The sequence below is a fragment of the Flavobacterium sp. FlaQc-48 genome (assembly GCF_044007335.1).
Lineage (GTDB): Bacteria > Bacteroidota > Bacteroidia > Flavobacteriales > Flavobacteriaceae > Flavobacterium.
Genome location: NZ_JBIPCR010000003.1, coordinates 411,472 through 426,328 on the forward strand (window position 1 = coordinate 411,472; position 14,857 = coordinate 426,328).

Annotated in this window: 13 protein-coding genes; 12 read left to right on the forward strand and 1 reads right to left on the reverse strand. The window is 34.6% G+C overall.

What is annotated here, in order from left to right; genetic code table 11:
• The first annotated feature begins 32 nt into the window (after window positions 1-32).
• The 6 genes from ACHRWY_RS07145 to ACHRWY_RS07170 all read left to right on the forward strand — a co-directional run bounded on the left by ACHRWY_RS07145 (window position 33) and on the right by ACHRWY_RS07170 (window position 6,568).
• The gene (locus ACHRWY_RS07145; protein ID WP_395353569.1) at window positions 33-1,016 is read left to right on the forward strand and encodes an alpha/beta fold hydrolase; all 984 of its coding nucleotides are present in this window, start codon (window positions 33-35) and stop codon (window positions 1,014-1,016) included.
• Between the two features lies 1 nt (window position 1,017).
• On the forward strand, window positions 1,018-3,432 hold the full coding sequence (gene thrA / locus ACHRWY_RS07150; protein ID WP_395353570.1) for a bifunctional aspartate kinase/homoserine dehydrogenase I: 2,415 nt from the start codon (window positions 1,018-1,020) through the stop codon (window positions 3,430-3,432).
• Between the two features lie 167 nt (window positions 3,433-3,599).
• On the forward strand, window positions 3,600-4,025 hold the full coding sequence (locus tag ACHRWY_RS07155) for an OsmC family protein (RefSeq protein WP_072954712.1): 426 nt from the start codon (window positions 3,600-3,602) through the stop codon (window positions 4,023-4,025).
• 142 nt (window positions 4,026-4,167) lie between these two features.
• Entirely contained in the window at window positions 4,168-5,340 is a 1,173-nt protein-coding gene (locus ACHRWY_RS07160) for a trans-sulfuration enzyme family protein (protein ID WP_395353571.1), read from the forward strand.
• 173 nt (window positions 5,341-5,513) lie between these two features.
• Entirely contained in the window at window positions 5,514-6,014 is a 501-nt protein-coding gene (locus ACHRWY_RS07165) for an RDD family protein (RefSeq protein ID WP_395353572.1), read from the forward strand.
• A gap of 143 nt (window positions 6,015-6,157) precedes the next feature.
• Window positions 6,158-6,568: an Rrf2 family transcriptional regulator gene (locus ACHRWY_RS07170; protein ID WP_055097114.1), complete on the forward strand. Its 411-nt coding sequence runs from the start codon at window positions 6,158-6,160 to the stop codon at window positions 6,566-6,568.
• An 85-nt stretch (window positions 6,569-6,653) separates the two neighbouring features.
• Here the strand turns inward: ACHRWY_RS07170 and ACHRWY_RS07175 are convergent, their stop codons facing one another.
• Window positions 6,654-7,436 (reverse strand): sulfite exporter TauE/SafE family protein, encoded by a 783-nt coding sequence (locus tag ACHRWY_RS07175; protein ID WP_395353573.1) that lies wholly within the window; start codon window positions 7,434-7,436, stop codon window positions 6,654-6,656.
• Window positions 7,437-7,749: 313 nt separating this feature from the next.
• Here ACHRWY_RS07175 and ACHRWY_RS07180 point away from each other — a divergent pair, with 313 nt between their 5' ends.
• From ACHRWY_RS07180 to cobA, 6 genes are all read left to right on the forward strand, one after another.
• Window positions 7,750-8,652, forward strand: a complete 903-nt coding sequence (locus ACHRWY_RS07180; RefSeq protein WP_395353574.1) for a sulfite exporter TauE/SafE family protein — start codon at window positions 7,750-7,752, stop codon at window positions 8,650-8,652.
• Between the two features lie 31 nt (window positions 8,653-8,683).
• Entirely contained in the window at window positions 8,684-9,394 is a 711-nt protein-coding gene (locus ACHRWY_RS07185; RefSeq protein WP_395353575.1) for a phosphoadenylyl-sulfate reductase, read from the forward strand.
• A gap of 145 nt (window positions 9,395-9,539) precedes the next feature.
• A complete protein-coding gene (gene cysD, locus ACHRWY_RS07190) occupies window positions 9,540-10,439 on the forward strand; it encodes a sulfate adenylyltransferase subunit CysD (RefSeq protein ID WP_395353576.1) in 900 nt (299 codons plus the stop codon).
• A 132-nt stretch (window positions 10,440-10,571) separates the two neighbouring features.
• Entirely contained in the window at window positions 10,572-11,816 is a 1,245-nt protein-coding gene (locus ACHRWY_RS07195; protein WP_395353577.1) for a sulfate adenylyltransferase subunit 1, read from the forward strand.
• Window positions 11,817-11,900: 84 nt separating this feature from the next.
• Window positions 11,901-13,991: a nitrite reductase gene (locus ACHRWY_RS07200; RefSeq protein WP_395353578.1), complete on the forward strand. Its 2,091-nt coding sequence runs from the start codon at window positions 11,901-11,903 to the stop codon at window positions 13,989-13,991.
• Window positions 13,984-14,757, forward strand: coding sequence for a uroporphyrinogen-III C-methyltransferase (gene cobA / locus ACHRWY_RS07205; protein WP_395353579.1), 774 nt, complete (start codon window positions 13,984-13,986; stop codon window positions 14,755-14,757). Before ACHRWY_RS07200 ends, cobA begins: the two co-directional genes overlap by 8 nt.
• Window positions 14,758-14,857: the final 100 nt, after the last annotated feature.

A 14,857-nucleotide genomic window follows, 5' to 3' on the forward strand; every position in this document is an offset into this window, starting at 1 on the left:
CACATACAAATCAATAATAAAAAGATTTGAAATTGGAAAATATACCAAGTCCCATTATAATTCACGAATTCATCACCGAAAGTGGTGCATCATATTCATCATTACCATTAAGTTTTACCCTTTCTGGTTTACCATTGCATAGCGCACCTATTGTTTTGGTCAATCATGCTTTGACCGGAAACGCTCAGGTTACCGGTGAAAATGGGTGGTGGAATGACTTAATTGGCGATGAAAAAACAATCGATACCCATAAATATACAGTATTAGCATTCGACGTTCCCGGAAACGGAAATGATTCGTTTATAATTGAAAACTATCAGGACTTTACAACAAGAGATATTGCCAGAATTTTTATAAAAGGTTTAGAAGCTTTAAATATCGATCAGGTTTACGCCATTATCGGAGGATCTGTGGGCGGAGGAATTGCCTGGGAAATTCTTGCATTGGAACCTGGCATTACCCAAAACCTGATCCCGATTGCAACCGACTGGAAATCGACAGACTGGATGATTGCCAATTGCTACCTGCAAGAGCAAATACTGAACAATTCTTCCCGACCAATAGAAGATGCCAGAATTCATGCCATGTTGTGCTACCGCTCTCCTGAATCATTCAAAGAAAAATTTCAACGTACGATCAATAACAACCTTTCGATTTTTAATATCGAAAGCTGGCTGGCGCATCACGGCGAAAAATTGCAAAAGAGATACCAATTGGCATCGTATAAATTGATGAACCAATTGCTCAAAACCATAGATATCACCAGAAATAGTGACGATTTCGAAACTTTATTGTCCAGAACAAATGCAGCGATTCACATTATCGGAATCAACTCGGATTTGTTTTTTACACCAAAAGAAAATCGCGACACTTTTCAGGAATTAAAGAAGTTCAAAGACAATGTTTTTTACAGCGAAATAGATTCGGTTCACGGACATGACGCTTTTTTAATCGAGTACAAACAATTAGATCATTTACTTGCCGATATTTTTAAGGCAGAAACAATAGAAAAATAAAATGAAAATATTAAAATTTGGAGGCAAATCGTTATCAAACGGAGAAGGACTTAACAAAGTAGTTTCGATCATTTCTGATAAAGTAAATCAAGGAGAACAAATTGCAGTTGTCGTTTCGGCTCGTGGAAAAGCTACTGATGAGTTAGAATATATTTTGAAACTTGCCGCTAAAAATGGTAATTACAAACCATTATTTGAGAATTTTAAAACCTATCAAATTTCAGATTATCCTCAGGTAGATTTTTCCGAAGAATTTAATATTTTAGAAAAACTTTTTGAAGGCGTTAGTTTAATTGGAGATTACAGCAATAAAATCAAAGATCAGATTTTATCTAAAGGCGAATTGCTTTCGGCTAAATTACTGACTGCAATTTTAAAAGAAAAAGGAATTCCTGCAAATTTTGTTGATTCAAGAATATTATTAAAAACCGATTCTAAATTTGGAGATGCACAGCCTTTAGAGCAGCTTTCTAAGAAAAATGTTGTCAATTATTTTAAAGAACACAATGGTTCGACTGTAAACATCGTAACTGGTTTTATTGGTTCAAACAATAATAACGATACAACAACTTTAGGTAGAAACGGCAGTAATTATACCGCATCATTAATTGCAAATTATTTAAACGCCGAAGAACTTCAAAACTTCACCCACGTTGACGGAATTTACACAGCAAATCCGGATTTGGTTGCAGATGCTAAAAAGATCGAGTTTTTATCATTTAATGAAGCGAACGAATTGGCGAACTTTGGAGCAACAATCCTGCACGCCAAAACGATAATTCCTTTATTAGAAAAAAATATTCCGCTTCGTATTTTAAATACTTTTAATCACGAAAATCGCGGCACTTTAATCACTTCAGATTCAGCTAAAGAAGGAATCAAAACACTTTCTGTTTTAGAAAATTTATCATTGGTAAATCTTGAAGGGCGCGGATTATTAGGAAAAGCTGGTGTTGATGCCCGAATTTTCAAGGTAATGGGCGATCACAATATCAGTGTAAGTATCATTTCGCAAGGTTCTTCAGAAAGAGGAATTGGATTGGTTGTGGCTACAGATAAGGCTACAACAGCCATGATCGAATTAGAAAAAGAGTTCGAAAATGACTTTTATTCTAAAGATGTCAATCAGATTACGGTAACAGATAATGTTTCGGTTATTTCGATTATTGGTCAGGATTTGAGCACTTTCCATAAACCGTATACCGCTTTAATCAAAAATAAAATTGTTCCGATTTTGTTTAACAACACCGTTACGGGTAAAAACGTGAGTTTGGTGGTTAAAAAATCAGAACTGAATAAAGCATTGAACGTAATTCACGGAGAGATTTTTGGAGTTTCCAAGAAAATCAACATCGCTATTTTCGGTCACGGATTAGTAGGCGGAACTTTAATCAATCAGATTTTGGAATCAACTGCAGCGATCGAAAAACGTAAAGACATCAAACTGAATGTTTTTGCAATTGCAAACTCTAAGAAATTACTTTTAAATAAAAATGGCGTAACTTCAAGCTGGAAAAATGATATTCAGAAAGATGGTCTCGAATATACCATCAATGATGTAATTGCTTATGCCAACCAACATCATTTAGAAAACCTAATTGCAATTGATAATACAGCAAGTGCCACTTTCGTAGAAAATTATATTTCGTTGATCGAAAGCAGTTTTGACCTGATCTCATCAAATAAAGTTGCCAATACATTAAGTTATGGTTTTTATAAAGAACTGAGAAAATCTTTAGCAGAAAATCAGAAGAATTATTTATACGAAACCAATGTTGGTGCAGGATTGCCATTAATTGATACGATCAAATTATTGCATCTTTCTGGTGAAAATATCACGAAGATAAAAGGAGTTTTCTCCGGAACACTGAGTTATTTATTCAATAATTTCTCTGCAAAAGGCGTTCCGTTTAGTGAAATTCTAAAAGAAGCAATTGATAACGGATATACCGAACCGGACCCGCGTGAGGATTTATGCGGAAATGACGTGGGAAGAAAATTATTGATCCTGGCAAGAGAATTAGATCTGCAAAATGAGTTTGAAGAAATCTCGATCCAGAATTTAATTCCGGAACATTTACGTGATGGAAATGTATCTGATTTCTTAACCAAACTAAAAGAATTCGACCCAATTTACGAGAAAATAAAAGCCGATCAAAAGCCAAATCACGTATTAAGATACATTGGTGAATTGTCTGGAGATCTGCAAAATGATAAAGGAATTCTCGAAGTAAAATTAGTTTCAGTACCTTCTGATACCGCTTTAGGTGGATTAAAAGGGTCTGATTCTTTCTTCGAAATTTATACAGAATCTTACGGAGATCGTCCAATCGTTATTCAGGGAGCCGGTGCAGGTTCTGCGGTAACGGCGAGAGGAGTTTTTGGAGATATTTTGAGATTGTCAGATAAAGGGTAGAAAGATTTTAGATTTTCTAAAATTCAGTATAGTTTGTCATTTCGACGTAAGGAGAAATCGCACACGAAACTCTACAAAGTAAAGTATCAGTCTTGTCGACAATCGATTGCGATTTCTCGTTCCTCGAAATGACAAGATTGCGAAAAATAAACAAAAAACAAAAAAACATGAAAGTAACCTTAAACAGAGTAAACGACGCTTTTCATTTTAAACTCAAAAATGAACGTGGTCATGTAGTTGATGTTGATAGCAGAGCCGAATTTGGCGGAAGCGATTTAGGTGCAAGTCCGATGGAATTAGTATTGATGGGAGTTGCAGGATGCAGCGCTATTGATATGATTTCAATATTAAAAAAACAACGTCAGGAAATAAAAGCATTTAATGCTGAGGTAGAGGGAGAACGCGTAAAGGTTGGAGAAGCAACACCATTTAAAGAAATCAATGTGGTTTTTTATTTAGAGGGAGATATCAATCCTGAAAAAGCAAAAAAAGCGGCACAGCTTTCTTTTGAGAAATATTGTTCAGTAGCCAAAACGGTTGAGCCAACAGCTACGATCAAATACAAAGTTGTTTTAAACAACGAAGAATTATAGAATTAGAAATTAGTCAATTAGAAAATTAGATAATGCTCAGATCGGGTATAAATGAAATTGACTCGTTTTAGTTTAGATTTTAAGTTTTGCTTACCGCAAAACTTGAAACTTGAAACTTGAAACAAAAAAAACAAAACACACAATGAACGAAGAAGAATTTGGCTTTGAAACTTTAGCCATAAGAACACATTTAGAAAAAACGCAATTTCAGGAACATTCTACTCCCTTGTATTTATCATCAAGTTTTGTATTTGACGATGCAGAAGATATGAGAGCGTCTTTCACTGAAGAAAAAGTACGTAATATCTACTCACGTTTTAGCAATCCCAACACAACCGAGTTTGTAGATAAAGTTTGCGCCATGGAAGGTGCTGAAGCGGGTTATGCTTTTGCAACCGGAATGGCAGCGATATATTCAACTTTTGCAGCATTGCTGGAATCAGGTGATCATATTGTTTCTGCAGGAAGTGTTTTTGGGTCGACTCACGCGTTGTTTATGACTTATTTTCCAAAATGGAATATTGAAACAACGTATTTCGACATTAATAAACCGGAAACAATAGAGAGTTTTATTAAGCCGAACACTAAAATTTTATACGCTGAAACACCTACAAATCCAGGTGTAGATGTAGTTGATTTAGAATTGTTGGGTGCAATTGCCAAAAAACACAATTTGATTTTAATTATCGACAACTGTTTTGCAACACCCTACATTCAGCAGCCTATTAAATTTGGTGCGCATATAGTAATTCACTCAGCGACAAAACTTATAGACGGACAAGGTCGTGTTTTAGGAGGGGTTGCAGTTGGAGAAGCTGAATTGATCCGTAAAATATACTTGTTTTCAAGAAATACAGGACCGGCAATGTCGCCATTTAATGCCTGGGTTTTGTCAAAAAGTTTAGAGACTTTGGCAGTTCGTGTTGATAAACATTGCGAGAATGCTTTAAAAGTAGCTGAGTTTTTAGAAAACCACCCAAATGTAGAGAGCGTGAAATATCCGTTCTTAAAATCGCATCCAAAATATGAAGTTGCTAAAAAACAAATGCTTTTAGGCGGTAATATAATTGCAATTGAAATTAAAGGCGGAATTGAAGCAGGAAGAAAATTCCTGGATAAGATTAAATTATGTTCACTTTCGGCAAATATTGGAGACGTAAAAACTATTGTAACACACCCGGCATCAACAACACATAGCAAATTATCTGTTGAAGAAAAACTGGCTGTGGGAATTACAGAAGGATTAGTACGGGTTTCTGTAGGTCTGGAAACCGTAAAAGATATTATTGCAGATTTAGATCAGGCACTTTCTTAAGAATTTTAGATTCTTTATTTGTTTAAAATTTACTATAAATAACGATTTTTGATTGTAATTTAATTACTATTAAAAATCGTTATTATTTTTGTTGTAGTTGGAGTAAAAAGTATATTTTTGTTAAAATAAAATTGTAAAAAAATATTAAACAATTAACTTAAAAATAATACCAAATGGTTAACTCTACTTACATTATTGACGACAAATTACTAGTTTCCGGAGGAAAACGTTTTCTTAATTATATTCTGGATATTATATTTATTTTGATAACAGTATTTGTTCTGGCCATCGTTTTGGCTATTTTGGCTAGTATTTTTGGATGGCAAGGATTCTTAATTTGGATGAGAAGTATGAGTGATCTTGATGGACAATTAGTTTTTGTTGGGACTTCAATATTGTATTATATATTCTTTGAAGGTATTTTTGGAAGATCAGTGGCTAAATTTATTACAGGCACGATAGTAGTAAATGAAAATGGTCTAAAGCCAGATTTTGGCACTATTGTAAAAAGAACCTTTTGTCGATTAATTCCTTTTGATGCTTTATCTTTTTTAGGAAGCAGAGGTTGGCATGATTCCATATCAGATACATATGTTGTGAATAGAAAGGCTTTAGGCGAAGAATTAAAAATGTTTCATGAATTTAATCTAATAGGAGTTAAGGAAATTAGTTAAACTATACTAATTTAGTAGAACTTACTTTTTCATTGTGTTATTTTTCTCATTCAAAAAGCTTATTTTTGTTGCAGAAAAATATGAAGTTTGTAATTTTAGAAATAAATCTAAAATCGACATGCTACAATCTAAAATATATATAAGTGCTTTCAAAGAAAACAAAATACGGAATTAAAGCTTTAACTTATTTAGCCAGACGTGAAAATAATGAACCTGTACAGATTGCCGAAATTGCTAAAAGCGAACATATTTCGATAAAATTCTTAGAAAGTATATTGTTATTGCTTAGGAATTCCGGTTTCCTGGGAGCCAAAAAAGGAAAAGGCGGAGGTTATTATTTGATAAAAGACCCAAAGGATATTAGTATGGCAAAAGTCTACCGCATTCTTGAAGGTCCAATTGCTTTGCTGCCTTGTGCCAGCCATAATTTTTATGAAAGATGCGATGATTGCGATGACGAAACTACCTGCGCAGCAAGACGTTTGATGATGGAAGTTCGTGATAATACACTTAAAATATTAGAAAGTAATTCACTGGCAGATATTGCATTTTAATTAATTCTGTTGAAATAAATATAAAAAGAAAGACCATTTCAGTAATCTGAAATGGTCTTTCTTTTTATACCAGAACTTTATGTATTTAAAAAATCAATTTATATCCTGCTAAAAATAACATTACGGCAATAGCATTTCTAAGGAAAGCATCAGGAACTTTCCCGCTTAACATACTTCCTATGAATATCCCCGGAAGTGATCCCATTAATAATTGACCTAATAAAAGTAAATCTAAATTTCCCATTGAAGCATGTCCTATTCCGGCAACAAGCGTTAACGGAACAGCATGGGCAATCTCAGTTCCTACCAAACGAGGCGTTGGTAAAAGCGGGTACAAGAAAAATAAGGTAACGGTTCCTAAAGCTCCGGCTCCAATAGATGTTAATGTTACGGTTGCTCCTAATAATACTCCAATCCCGATCGTCAGCATGTTTTGCGTGTGACTTTCACTATGAAATTTATCCCCCGCATGTTTTTGAGAATATACTAACAGCTTCTTTTTGAATAAAATCGCAATTGAAGTAAAAAGCAATGCCCAGCCTAAACTGTATTTTATGACTGCATTTATAGTAGAAATATCGGTTTTAATGCTGTTTAGAATCCATAAAGTCAATAGAGCTGCGGGAACACTTCCTAGAGTAAGCCATCCTGTAATTTTCCAATTAATGTTCTCTTTTTTATGGTGTACAAATACACCTCCCATTTTGGTAAACGCTGCATAAAGTAAATCGGTGCCAACGGCTGTTGTCGGGGGAATACCAAAATATAATAAAATAGGTGTCATTAAAGAACCACCTCCAACACCTGTCAATCCCACAACAAAACCTACTACTAAACCTGCAATTACAAGACCTATCTGAAAATCCATGTATAAAAATTTGCTGTAAAAATAAGAACAATTTTATAATAATCCGATAGATTTGGTAGACTTTAAAGTGCTATATTTGCAATTGAATATCTTTAATGTTTTATCTAGTTGAAATACAGGTCAATATAGTTTTTAACTTCAGAAGCTAATTTGTTATATTTTTTAAAGTTGCTGCTGACTTAATCAAAAGAGAATTAGCGTTGTAAAAAAATTAAATAATGTTTTGATATTTAGAAATAAGTACTAATTTTGCATAGTAATCTATTAAGCCGATAGGGTAATAGGTTTCGAAGCTCAAAACCAAGCCAGTAATATGGAAGAAGAATTGAAAATAGATAGTGTAAGTATCAAATCAGATGCGTTAATAAAAGAAAAACTATGGGTTATAATTCCTGTTGTTTTATTAGTAGGTTTATTATCTACATTGGTTTATAATCACTATGCTGATTTTTCAGTAGATGGGTTTGTTTCAGGATTTAATCAAGAGTTTTTAGTGTTTTTTGCTATTGGAGTTTTTGCACAATTGGTTGATGGAACACTTGGAATGGGGTACGGAGCGACTTCTACTTCATTTTTATTGGCTTACGGAGTACCTCCGGTTGTGAGTAGTACCGCAGTGCACGTTTCAGAAATGTTTACAACAGGTGCATCTGCACTTTCACATCACCGTTTTGGAAACATCAATAAAAAATTGGTAAAACATTTGTTGATTCCGGGAGTTTTAGGTTCCATAACAGGAGCTTATTTATTATCAGATGTCATTAATGGAGATATTATTAAGCCATTTATTGCGGTTTACATGATTATTTTGGCAGTTGTGATTATCAAAAAAGCACTGAAAAAAACTATTGTAAAAAAGAAAACTAAAAAATTAAGTGTTTTGGCAGCTTTTGGCGGTTTTATGGATTCAGTTGGAGGTGGCGGCTGGGGACCGATTGTGACTTCAACATTATTAGGAAGAGGCAGAAATCCCCGATATACTATTGGATCTGTAAATGCAGCTGAGTTTGCGATTTCATTTGCAAGTGGTATAACTTTTATGCTTTTTGGAGGAATTCACGGTTGGCAGGTTATTATAGGTTTGATTTTAGGAGGCGTAATTGCAGCACCAATTGGAGCTTATCTGGTAAATAAAATCACAAGAAAACCAATGATGATTGCCGTTGGAGTTTTAATTATATTATTGAGTTTAAAAACATTATCTAAATTATTGTAATACATTTTTTAGAAAGGGAAAGAAAGAGAATATGAGTGCAATTATTATACAATCATTATTAGATAAAACAAAAAATCTTTCATTGGATGAAACGTTGGCTTTTCTGGCAAATGAATATCCGGGAAAAGTAATTTTTTCCACTTCATTTGGTCAGGAAGATCAGGTAATTACAGATTTTATTGCAAAAAGTAATCAGGATATTACCATTTTTACTTTAGATACCGGAAGATTATTTCAGGAAACTTATGATGTTTTTCACAAGACATTAAAGAAATACAAAAAGCAAATAGAAGTTTACTTTCCGGAAGCAGCATCAGTAGAAAATCTACTAAAACAAAAAGGACCAAACAGCTTCTATGATTCTGTAGAAAACAGAAAAGAGTGCTGTTTTATTCGAAAAGTAGTTCCGTTGCGAAAAGCTTTGGCGGGAAACTCAGTTTGGATCACAGGTTTAAGAGCGGAACAATCTGAGAACAGAAATGATTTACAATTGTTTGAATACGATGGGGGTTTTGAAATCATAAAATTCAATCCGTTATTAAAATGGACTTTAGAAGAAGTCGAAACGTATTTATCAGAAAATAATGTTCCTCAAAATGCTTTACACAAACAAGGATTCGTAAGCATAGGCTGTGCACCATGTACAAGAGCCATTTTTCCTGGTGAAGATATAAGAGCCGGAAGATGGTGGTGGGAATCAAGCCATAAGGAGTGCGGTTTGCATAGCGCTAAGAAAGAGTAAAGAAGAAAGAGTAAAGAAGAAAGAGTAAAGAAGAAAGAGGCAAGAGAATAGAACAAAGAGAACAGAATAAATAGTGGAAAGTTTTAGAATAACTCACAAACTTAAAACCTGAAACCTGACACTAAAAAATATCAAACAAAAAACAATGAGTTCAGTATTAAAAACAAACGCTTTAGAGAGTGAAGCGATATACATTTTCAGAGAAGTAATTTCACAATTTGACAAACCTGTTTTACTTTTTTCTGGAGGAAAAGATTCTATAACATTAGTACGTTTGGCGCAAAAAGCATTTTTTCCTGCTAAGATTCCGTTTCCTCTTTTACATGTTGATACAGGACACAATTTCCCTGAAACCATTGCTTTCAGAGATAAATTGGTAGAAGAATTAGGACTAGAGTTAATTGTTCGTAATGTTCAGGATGCTATTGATGAAGGAAAAGTGGTTGAAGAAACCGGAAAATATTCCAGTAGAAACAGCTTGCAAACGATCACGCTTTTAGACGCTATCGAAGAATTTAAGTTTGATGCTTGTATTGGTGGTGCGCGTCGTGATGAAGAAAAAGCAAGAGCAAAGGAACGTATTTTTTCAGTTCGTGATGATTTCGGTCAATGGGATGAAAAAAATCAACGTCCTGAGTTATTTGATATTTTGAACGGAAAAATAGAAAATGGTCAAAATGTTCGTGTTTTCCCAATTTCAAACTGGACAGAATTAGATGTTTGGAGTTATATCGAAAAAGAGCACATCGAAATACCATCGATCTATTTCTCACATAAAAGAAAAGTTTTTTTGAGAGACGGTTTAATCTGGTCACATTCTCCTTATGTGTACCAGGAAGAAGACGAACAAATCGAAGAAAGAATTGTTCGTTTCAGAACCGTTGGAGATATGAGTTGTACCGCTGCGGTTGAATCTTATGCTGCAACAATTAAGGAAGTTGTTGGAGAAATCAGAGAATCAACTATTTCTGAAAGAGGAGCCAGAATCGATGACAAACGTTCTGAAGCGGCAATGGAGAAAAGAAAACAACAGGGATACTTTTAATTCAGTTAAAAATTTAGAATTAAAAATTAAAATCAAAAAAACATACAGCGTTAAAATTTTGTAACAGCGTTTCAACAACCTGAAACATTAAACTTGAAACAAAATTTTTAAAACCTGAAACAAAATATAGAAATGGAAGTTTTAAAAATAGCAACAGCAGGAAGTGTAGATGACGGAAAAAGTACTTTGATTGGAAGATTATTGTACGATACAAAATCATTGACAACTGACAAAATTGAAGCAATCGAAAAAAGCAGTAAACAAAAAGGGTACGATTATCTTGATTTTTCATTGGCAACTGATGGACTAGTAGCCGAAAGAGAGCAAGGAATTACGATTGATGTGGCGCATATTTATTTTTCGACAGCAAAGAAAAGTTACATTATTGCCGATACTCCGGGTCACGTAGAATATACCAGAAACATGGTTACAGGAGCCTCGACTTCACAGGTTTCTATTATTTTAATTGATGCCAGAAAAGGAGTTATTGAACAAACGTACCGTCACTTTTTTATCAATAATTTATTGAGAGTAAAAGAGGTAATTGTTGCAATTAACAAAATGGATTTAGTTGATTATTCTGAAGAGGTATTCAATAAAATCAAAGCCGATTTTCAGGCATTAAATGCTAAAAGTACATTTAAAGAACAAAATGTAAGTTACATTCCGTTAAGTGCAATTAATGGCGGAAATGTGGTGGATCAGTCAAAAGATATGCCTTGGTACACCGGGCAAACTGTTTTAGAACATTTAGAAGGATTAGACGCTGAGGATGTTTTTGAAACAGGAAAAGCACGTTTCCCGGTTCAGACTGTGATTCGTCCAAAAACAGAAGAATACCATGATTTTAGAGGTTACGCCGGAAAATTATACGGAAACTCCATTAAAGTTGGAGATGCCGTAACGGTTTTACCTTCTTTAACAGAATCTAAAGTATCAAAAATTCACTTTTTCGATAAACAATTTGATGAGGCCGTTGCAGGTTCATCGATTACAATCGAATTGGAAAATGATATCAATGTTACAAGAGGTGATATGATTGTAAAATCAGCTGAGCTTCCAAAAATTGAAAAAGAAATCAATACAACAGTTTGCTGGATGGACAGTAAAAAACTGGTAGCAGGTACAAAATATATCGTACAGCACAATACCAATTCTGTTTTGGCAAAAGTAGAAAGTATCAAAAATACCATCTCAACAGATTATTCCGGAACAAAAGAAGCCTCGCAATTAGCTATAAACGAAATAGGAGAAGTTAGTATCAAATTAAGCAAACCATTATATTTTGATGCTTACAACGATAATAAATCAAACGGAGCTTTTATCTTAATTGATACGGCAACGAACACAACAGCAGGAGTAGGATTTATTAGATAGTTGATAATTTATGGTTTTTAGTTGATAGTTATGCTGCCAAAAACCAACCATAAACAACCAACCATAAACTATAAACTAAAAGAAATGGAAAGTTTTAGAACAGAAATAGAAAATCCGATTGTTCAGAAAGAGATCATCGATTTAGAAAAAAAGATTCATTTATTCCGTGGAGGAAAAATTGATGATGAGCGTTTTCGTAGTCTTCGTTTAGCGCGTGGAATCTACGGGCAGCGTCAGGAAGGCGTTCAAATGATTCGTATTAAATTGCCTTATGGTAAAGTAACGAGCGAACAATTGGTGCGTATTACTAAGGTTTCTGATGAATATTCTACAGGACGTTTGCACATTACAACACGTCAGGATATTCAGATTCACTATGTAAGTCTGGACAGAACTCCGGAACTTTGGGCAAATTTAGCAAAAGACGATGTTACCTTGCGTGAAGCTTGTGGTAACACTGTAAGAAATATTACAGGAAGCGAATTAGCAGGTGTAGATGTAAACGAACCATTTGATGTTTCGTCTTATGCACACGCCTTATTTCAATACTTATTAAGAAACCCTATTTGTCAGGAAATGGGACGTAAATTCAAGATTTCGTTCTCATCATCTGATGAAGATACGGCTTTGAGTTATTTACACGATTTAGGATTTATTCCAAAAATTGTTGATGGCGTTCGCGGTTTCAAAATCATGTTTGGAGGAGGTTTAGGATCGCAACCGGCACATGCTGAATTGCTGTCAGAATTTGTACCGGCGAATGAAATTATTCCAACAGCAGAAGGAATCATCCGTATTTTTGACAGATACGGCGAACGTGCTAAAAGAATGAAAGCACGTATGAAATTCTTAATCAAAGAAATGGGAAGAGATGTTTTCCTTGATTTGGTTGAAAAAGAGAAAAAAGCAATCGCTTTTGAAACTTACGAAATTGATACAACCGCTTTTGACGGACCAATTCCGGAACCATTATTAGAAGTTCCAGCCGTTACTATTGAAGATTCTGCAGCTTATGAAGCGTGGAAAAAATCAAACGTAATTGCTCAAAAACAAGCAGGTTATTACGCTATTGGGATCAAAGTTTTGTTAGGGGATTTTTATACTGATAAAGCGAGATTATTAGCCGGTTTAATTAAAAATTACGCAGCAAACGAACTACGTTTTTCATTGCGTCAAAATATTGTAATACGTCACGTAAAAGAGGCCAATTTACCTTTCTTTTATCAGGAATTAGCCAAATTAAACTTTGTTCATTTAGGGTATAATTCTACAGCAGATATTACGGCATGTCCCGGTACAGATACTTGTAATTTGGGGATTGCAAGTAGTACCGGTATTGCAGAAGAATTAGAAAAAGTTTTAAATGCAGAATATCCTCAGTATTTAAATAACCGCGAGATTGAAATTAAAATTTCGGGTTGTATGAATGCTTGCGGGCAACATAATATGTCTGCAATTGGTTTTCAGGGAATGTCGATCAATTCAGGAAAATTAGTGGCTCCGGCATTGCAGGTTTTATTAGGCGGAGGAAGATTAGGAAACGGTTCAGGACGTTTTGCTGATAAAGTAATTAAAATTCCAAGCCGTAGAGGACCAGATGCGTTGCGTACCATCTTAAATGATTTTGATGCGAATGCTAACGGAGAAAAATTCCTTAATTATTACGATCAAAAAGGAGAGAAATATTTCTATGAGATTTTAAAGCCTTTTGCAGATGTAACCAATTTAACCGAAGCTGATTTTGTAGACTGGGGAAATGCCGATAACTACGTAAAAGCAGTTGGAGTAGGAGAATGCGCCGGGGTTGTGATCGATTTAGTAGCGACCTTATTATTAGAAGCCAAAGACAAATTGACTTTCGCTCAGGAATCATTCGACGAAGGAAAATGGTCAGATGCAATTTATCATGCTTACGCTGGATTTGTAAATGGTGCAAAAGCATTGTTGCTTTCAGAAAATGAAAAAACTAATAACCACGCAGGAATTGTTGATTTATTTGATACTGTTTTTATCGCAACTGATAAAATTCAATTACCAACATCATTTAGAGAATTGGTATATCAAATCAATCAAAATGAACCTACGGAAGTATTTGCGAAAGCATACATTCAACAAGGAATTTCATTTTTTGATACCATCGAAAAATACAGAGCTCAAGAACTGGCAGATGCTTAATATCAAACCAAAAGTAACTTTAGTTGGCGCTGGCCCCGGAGATCCGGATTTGCTTACGCTGAAAGCCGTAAAAGCCCTTGCTGAAGCGAATGTGGTTTTGTATGATGCATTGGCCAATGATGAAATATTAGCACATGCTCCTAAAGATGCGATCAGAATTTTTGTTGGAAAAAAAATAGGAAATCACGCTTATACGCAGGATCAGATCAATCAGCTAATTGTTGATAATGCCTTAACGTATGGAAATGTAGTGCGTTTAAAAGGTGGAGATCCTTTCATTTTTGGACGTGGAAGCGAAGAGATCGAATTTGTCGAAAGTTTCGGAATCCCGACAGTTGTAGTTCCGGGAATATCTTCGGTAGTGGCGGTTCCGGCGAGTCAGGGAATTTCGATTACCAAAAGAGGTGTTTCAGAAAGTTTTTGGGCGATTACAGGAACCACTTCTGACAGGAAATTATCTTCAGATGTGGCCTTGGCTGCACAATCATCTGCAACAGTAGTCATTTTGATGGGAATGCACAAATTACCCCAAATTATCGATTTGTTTCAAAAAGAAGATAAAGGAGATTTGCCTGTAGCAATCATTCAAAACGGAACAACAGCGGAAGAAAAAGTAGGAGTTGGAACAGTAGATTCGATTCTTGAAATTGTGAAACAACAAAAATTGAGTTCACCAGCGATTATTGTTCTGGGAAATGTTGTGCGAGAAAGCAACAAATTAAAAGGGTTTTACGAGGAATTTCTATCCAAAGAAATAATTCATTAGAATTGTGTTCCGTCAGGAACAGGTAGAAAAAAAATATTCCAGTAAAAATGTTCCGTTGGGAACCTGATTGTTTATACGATTCAAAAAAATCATCTAATTT

Excerpts from the sequence above, each read along its gene's own strand:
- ACHRWY_RS07155 (WP_072954712.1), top strand. The coding sequence starts at position 3,600 with ATGAAAGTAACCTTAAACAGAGTAAACGACGCTTTTCATTTTAAACTC.
- ACHRWY_RS07165 (WP_395353572.1), top strand. The coding sequence starts at position 5,514 with ATGGTTAACTCTACTTACATTATTGACGACAAATTACTAGTTTCCGGA.
- cobA (WP_395353579.1), top strand. The coding sequence starts at position 13,984 with ATGCTTAATATCAAACCAAAAGTAACTTTAGTTGGCGCTGGCCCCGGA.
- cysD (WP_395353576.1), top strand. The coding sequence starts at position 9,540 with ATGAGTTCAGTATTAAAAACAAACGCTTTAGAGAGTGAAGCGATATAC.
- ACHRWY_RS07175 (WP_395353573.1), bottom strand. The coding sequence starts at position 7,436 with ATGGATTTTCAGATAGGTCTTGTAATTGCAGGTTTAGTAGTAGGTTTT.
- thrA (WP_395353570.1), top strand. The coding sequence starts at position 1,018 with ATGAAAATATTAAAATTTGGAGGCAAATCGTTATCAAACGGAGAAGGA.
- ACHRWY_RS07195 (WP_395353577.1), top strand. The coding sequence starts at position 10,572 with ATGGAAGTTTTAAAAATAGCAACAGCAGGAAGTGTAGATGACGGAAAA.
- ACHRWY_RS07180 (WP_395353574.1), top strand. The coding sequence starts at position 7,750 with ATGGAAGAAGAATTGAAAATAGATAGTGTAAGTATCAAATCAGATGCG.
- ACHRWY_RS07200 (WP_395353578.1), top strand. The coding sequence starts at position 11,901 with ATGGAAAGTTTTAGAACAGAAATAGAAAATCCGATTGTTCAGAAAGAG.
- ACHRWY_RS07185 (WP_395353575.1), top strand. The coding sequence starts at position 8,684 with ATGAGTGCAATTATTATACAATCATTATTAGATAAAACAAAAAATCTT.
- ACHRWY_RS07160 (WP_395353571.1), top strand. The coding sequence starts at position 4,168 with ATGAACGAAGAAGAATTTGGCTTTGAAACTTTAGCCATAAGAACACAT.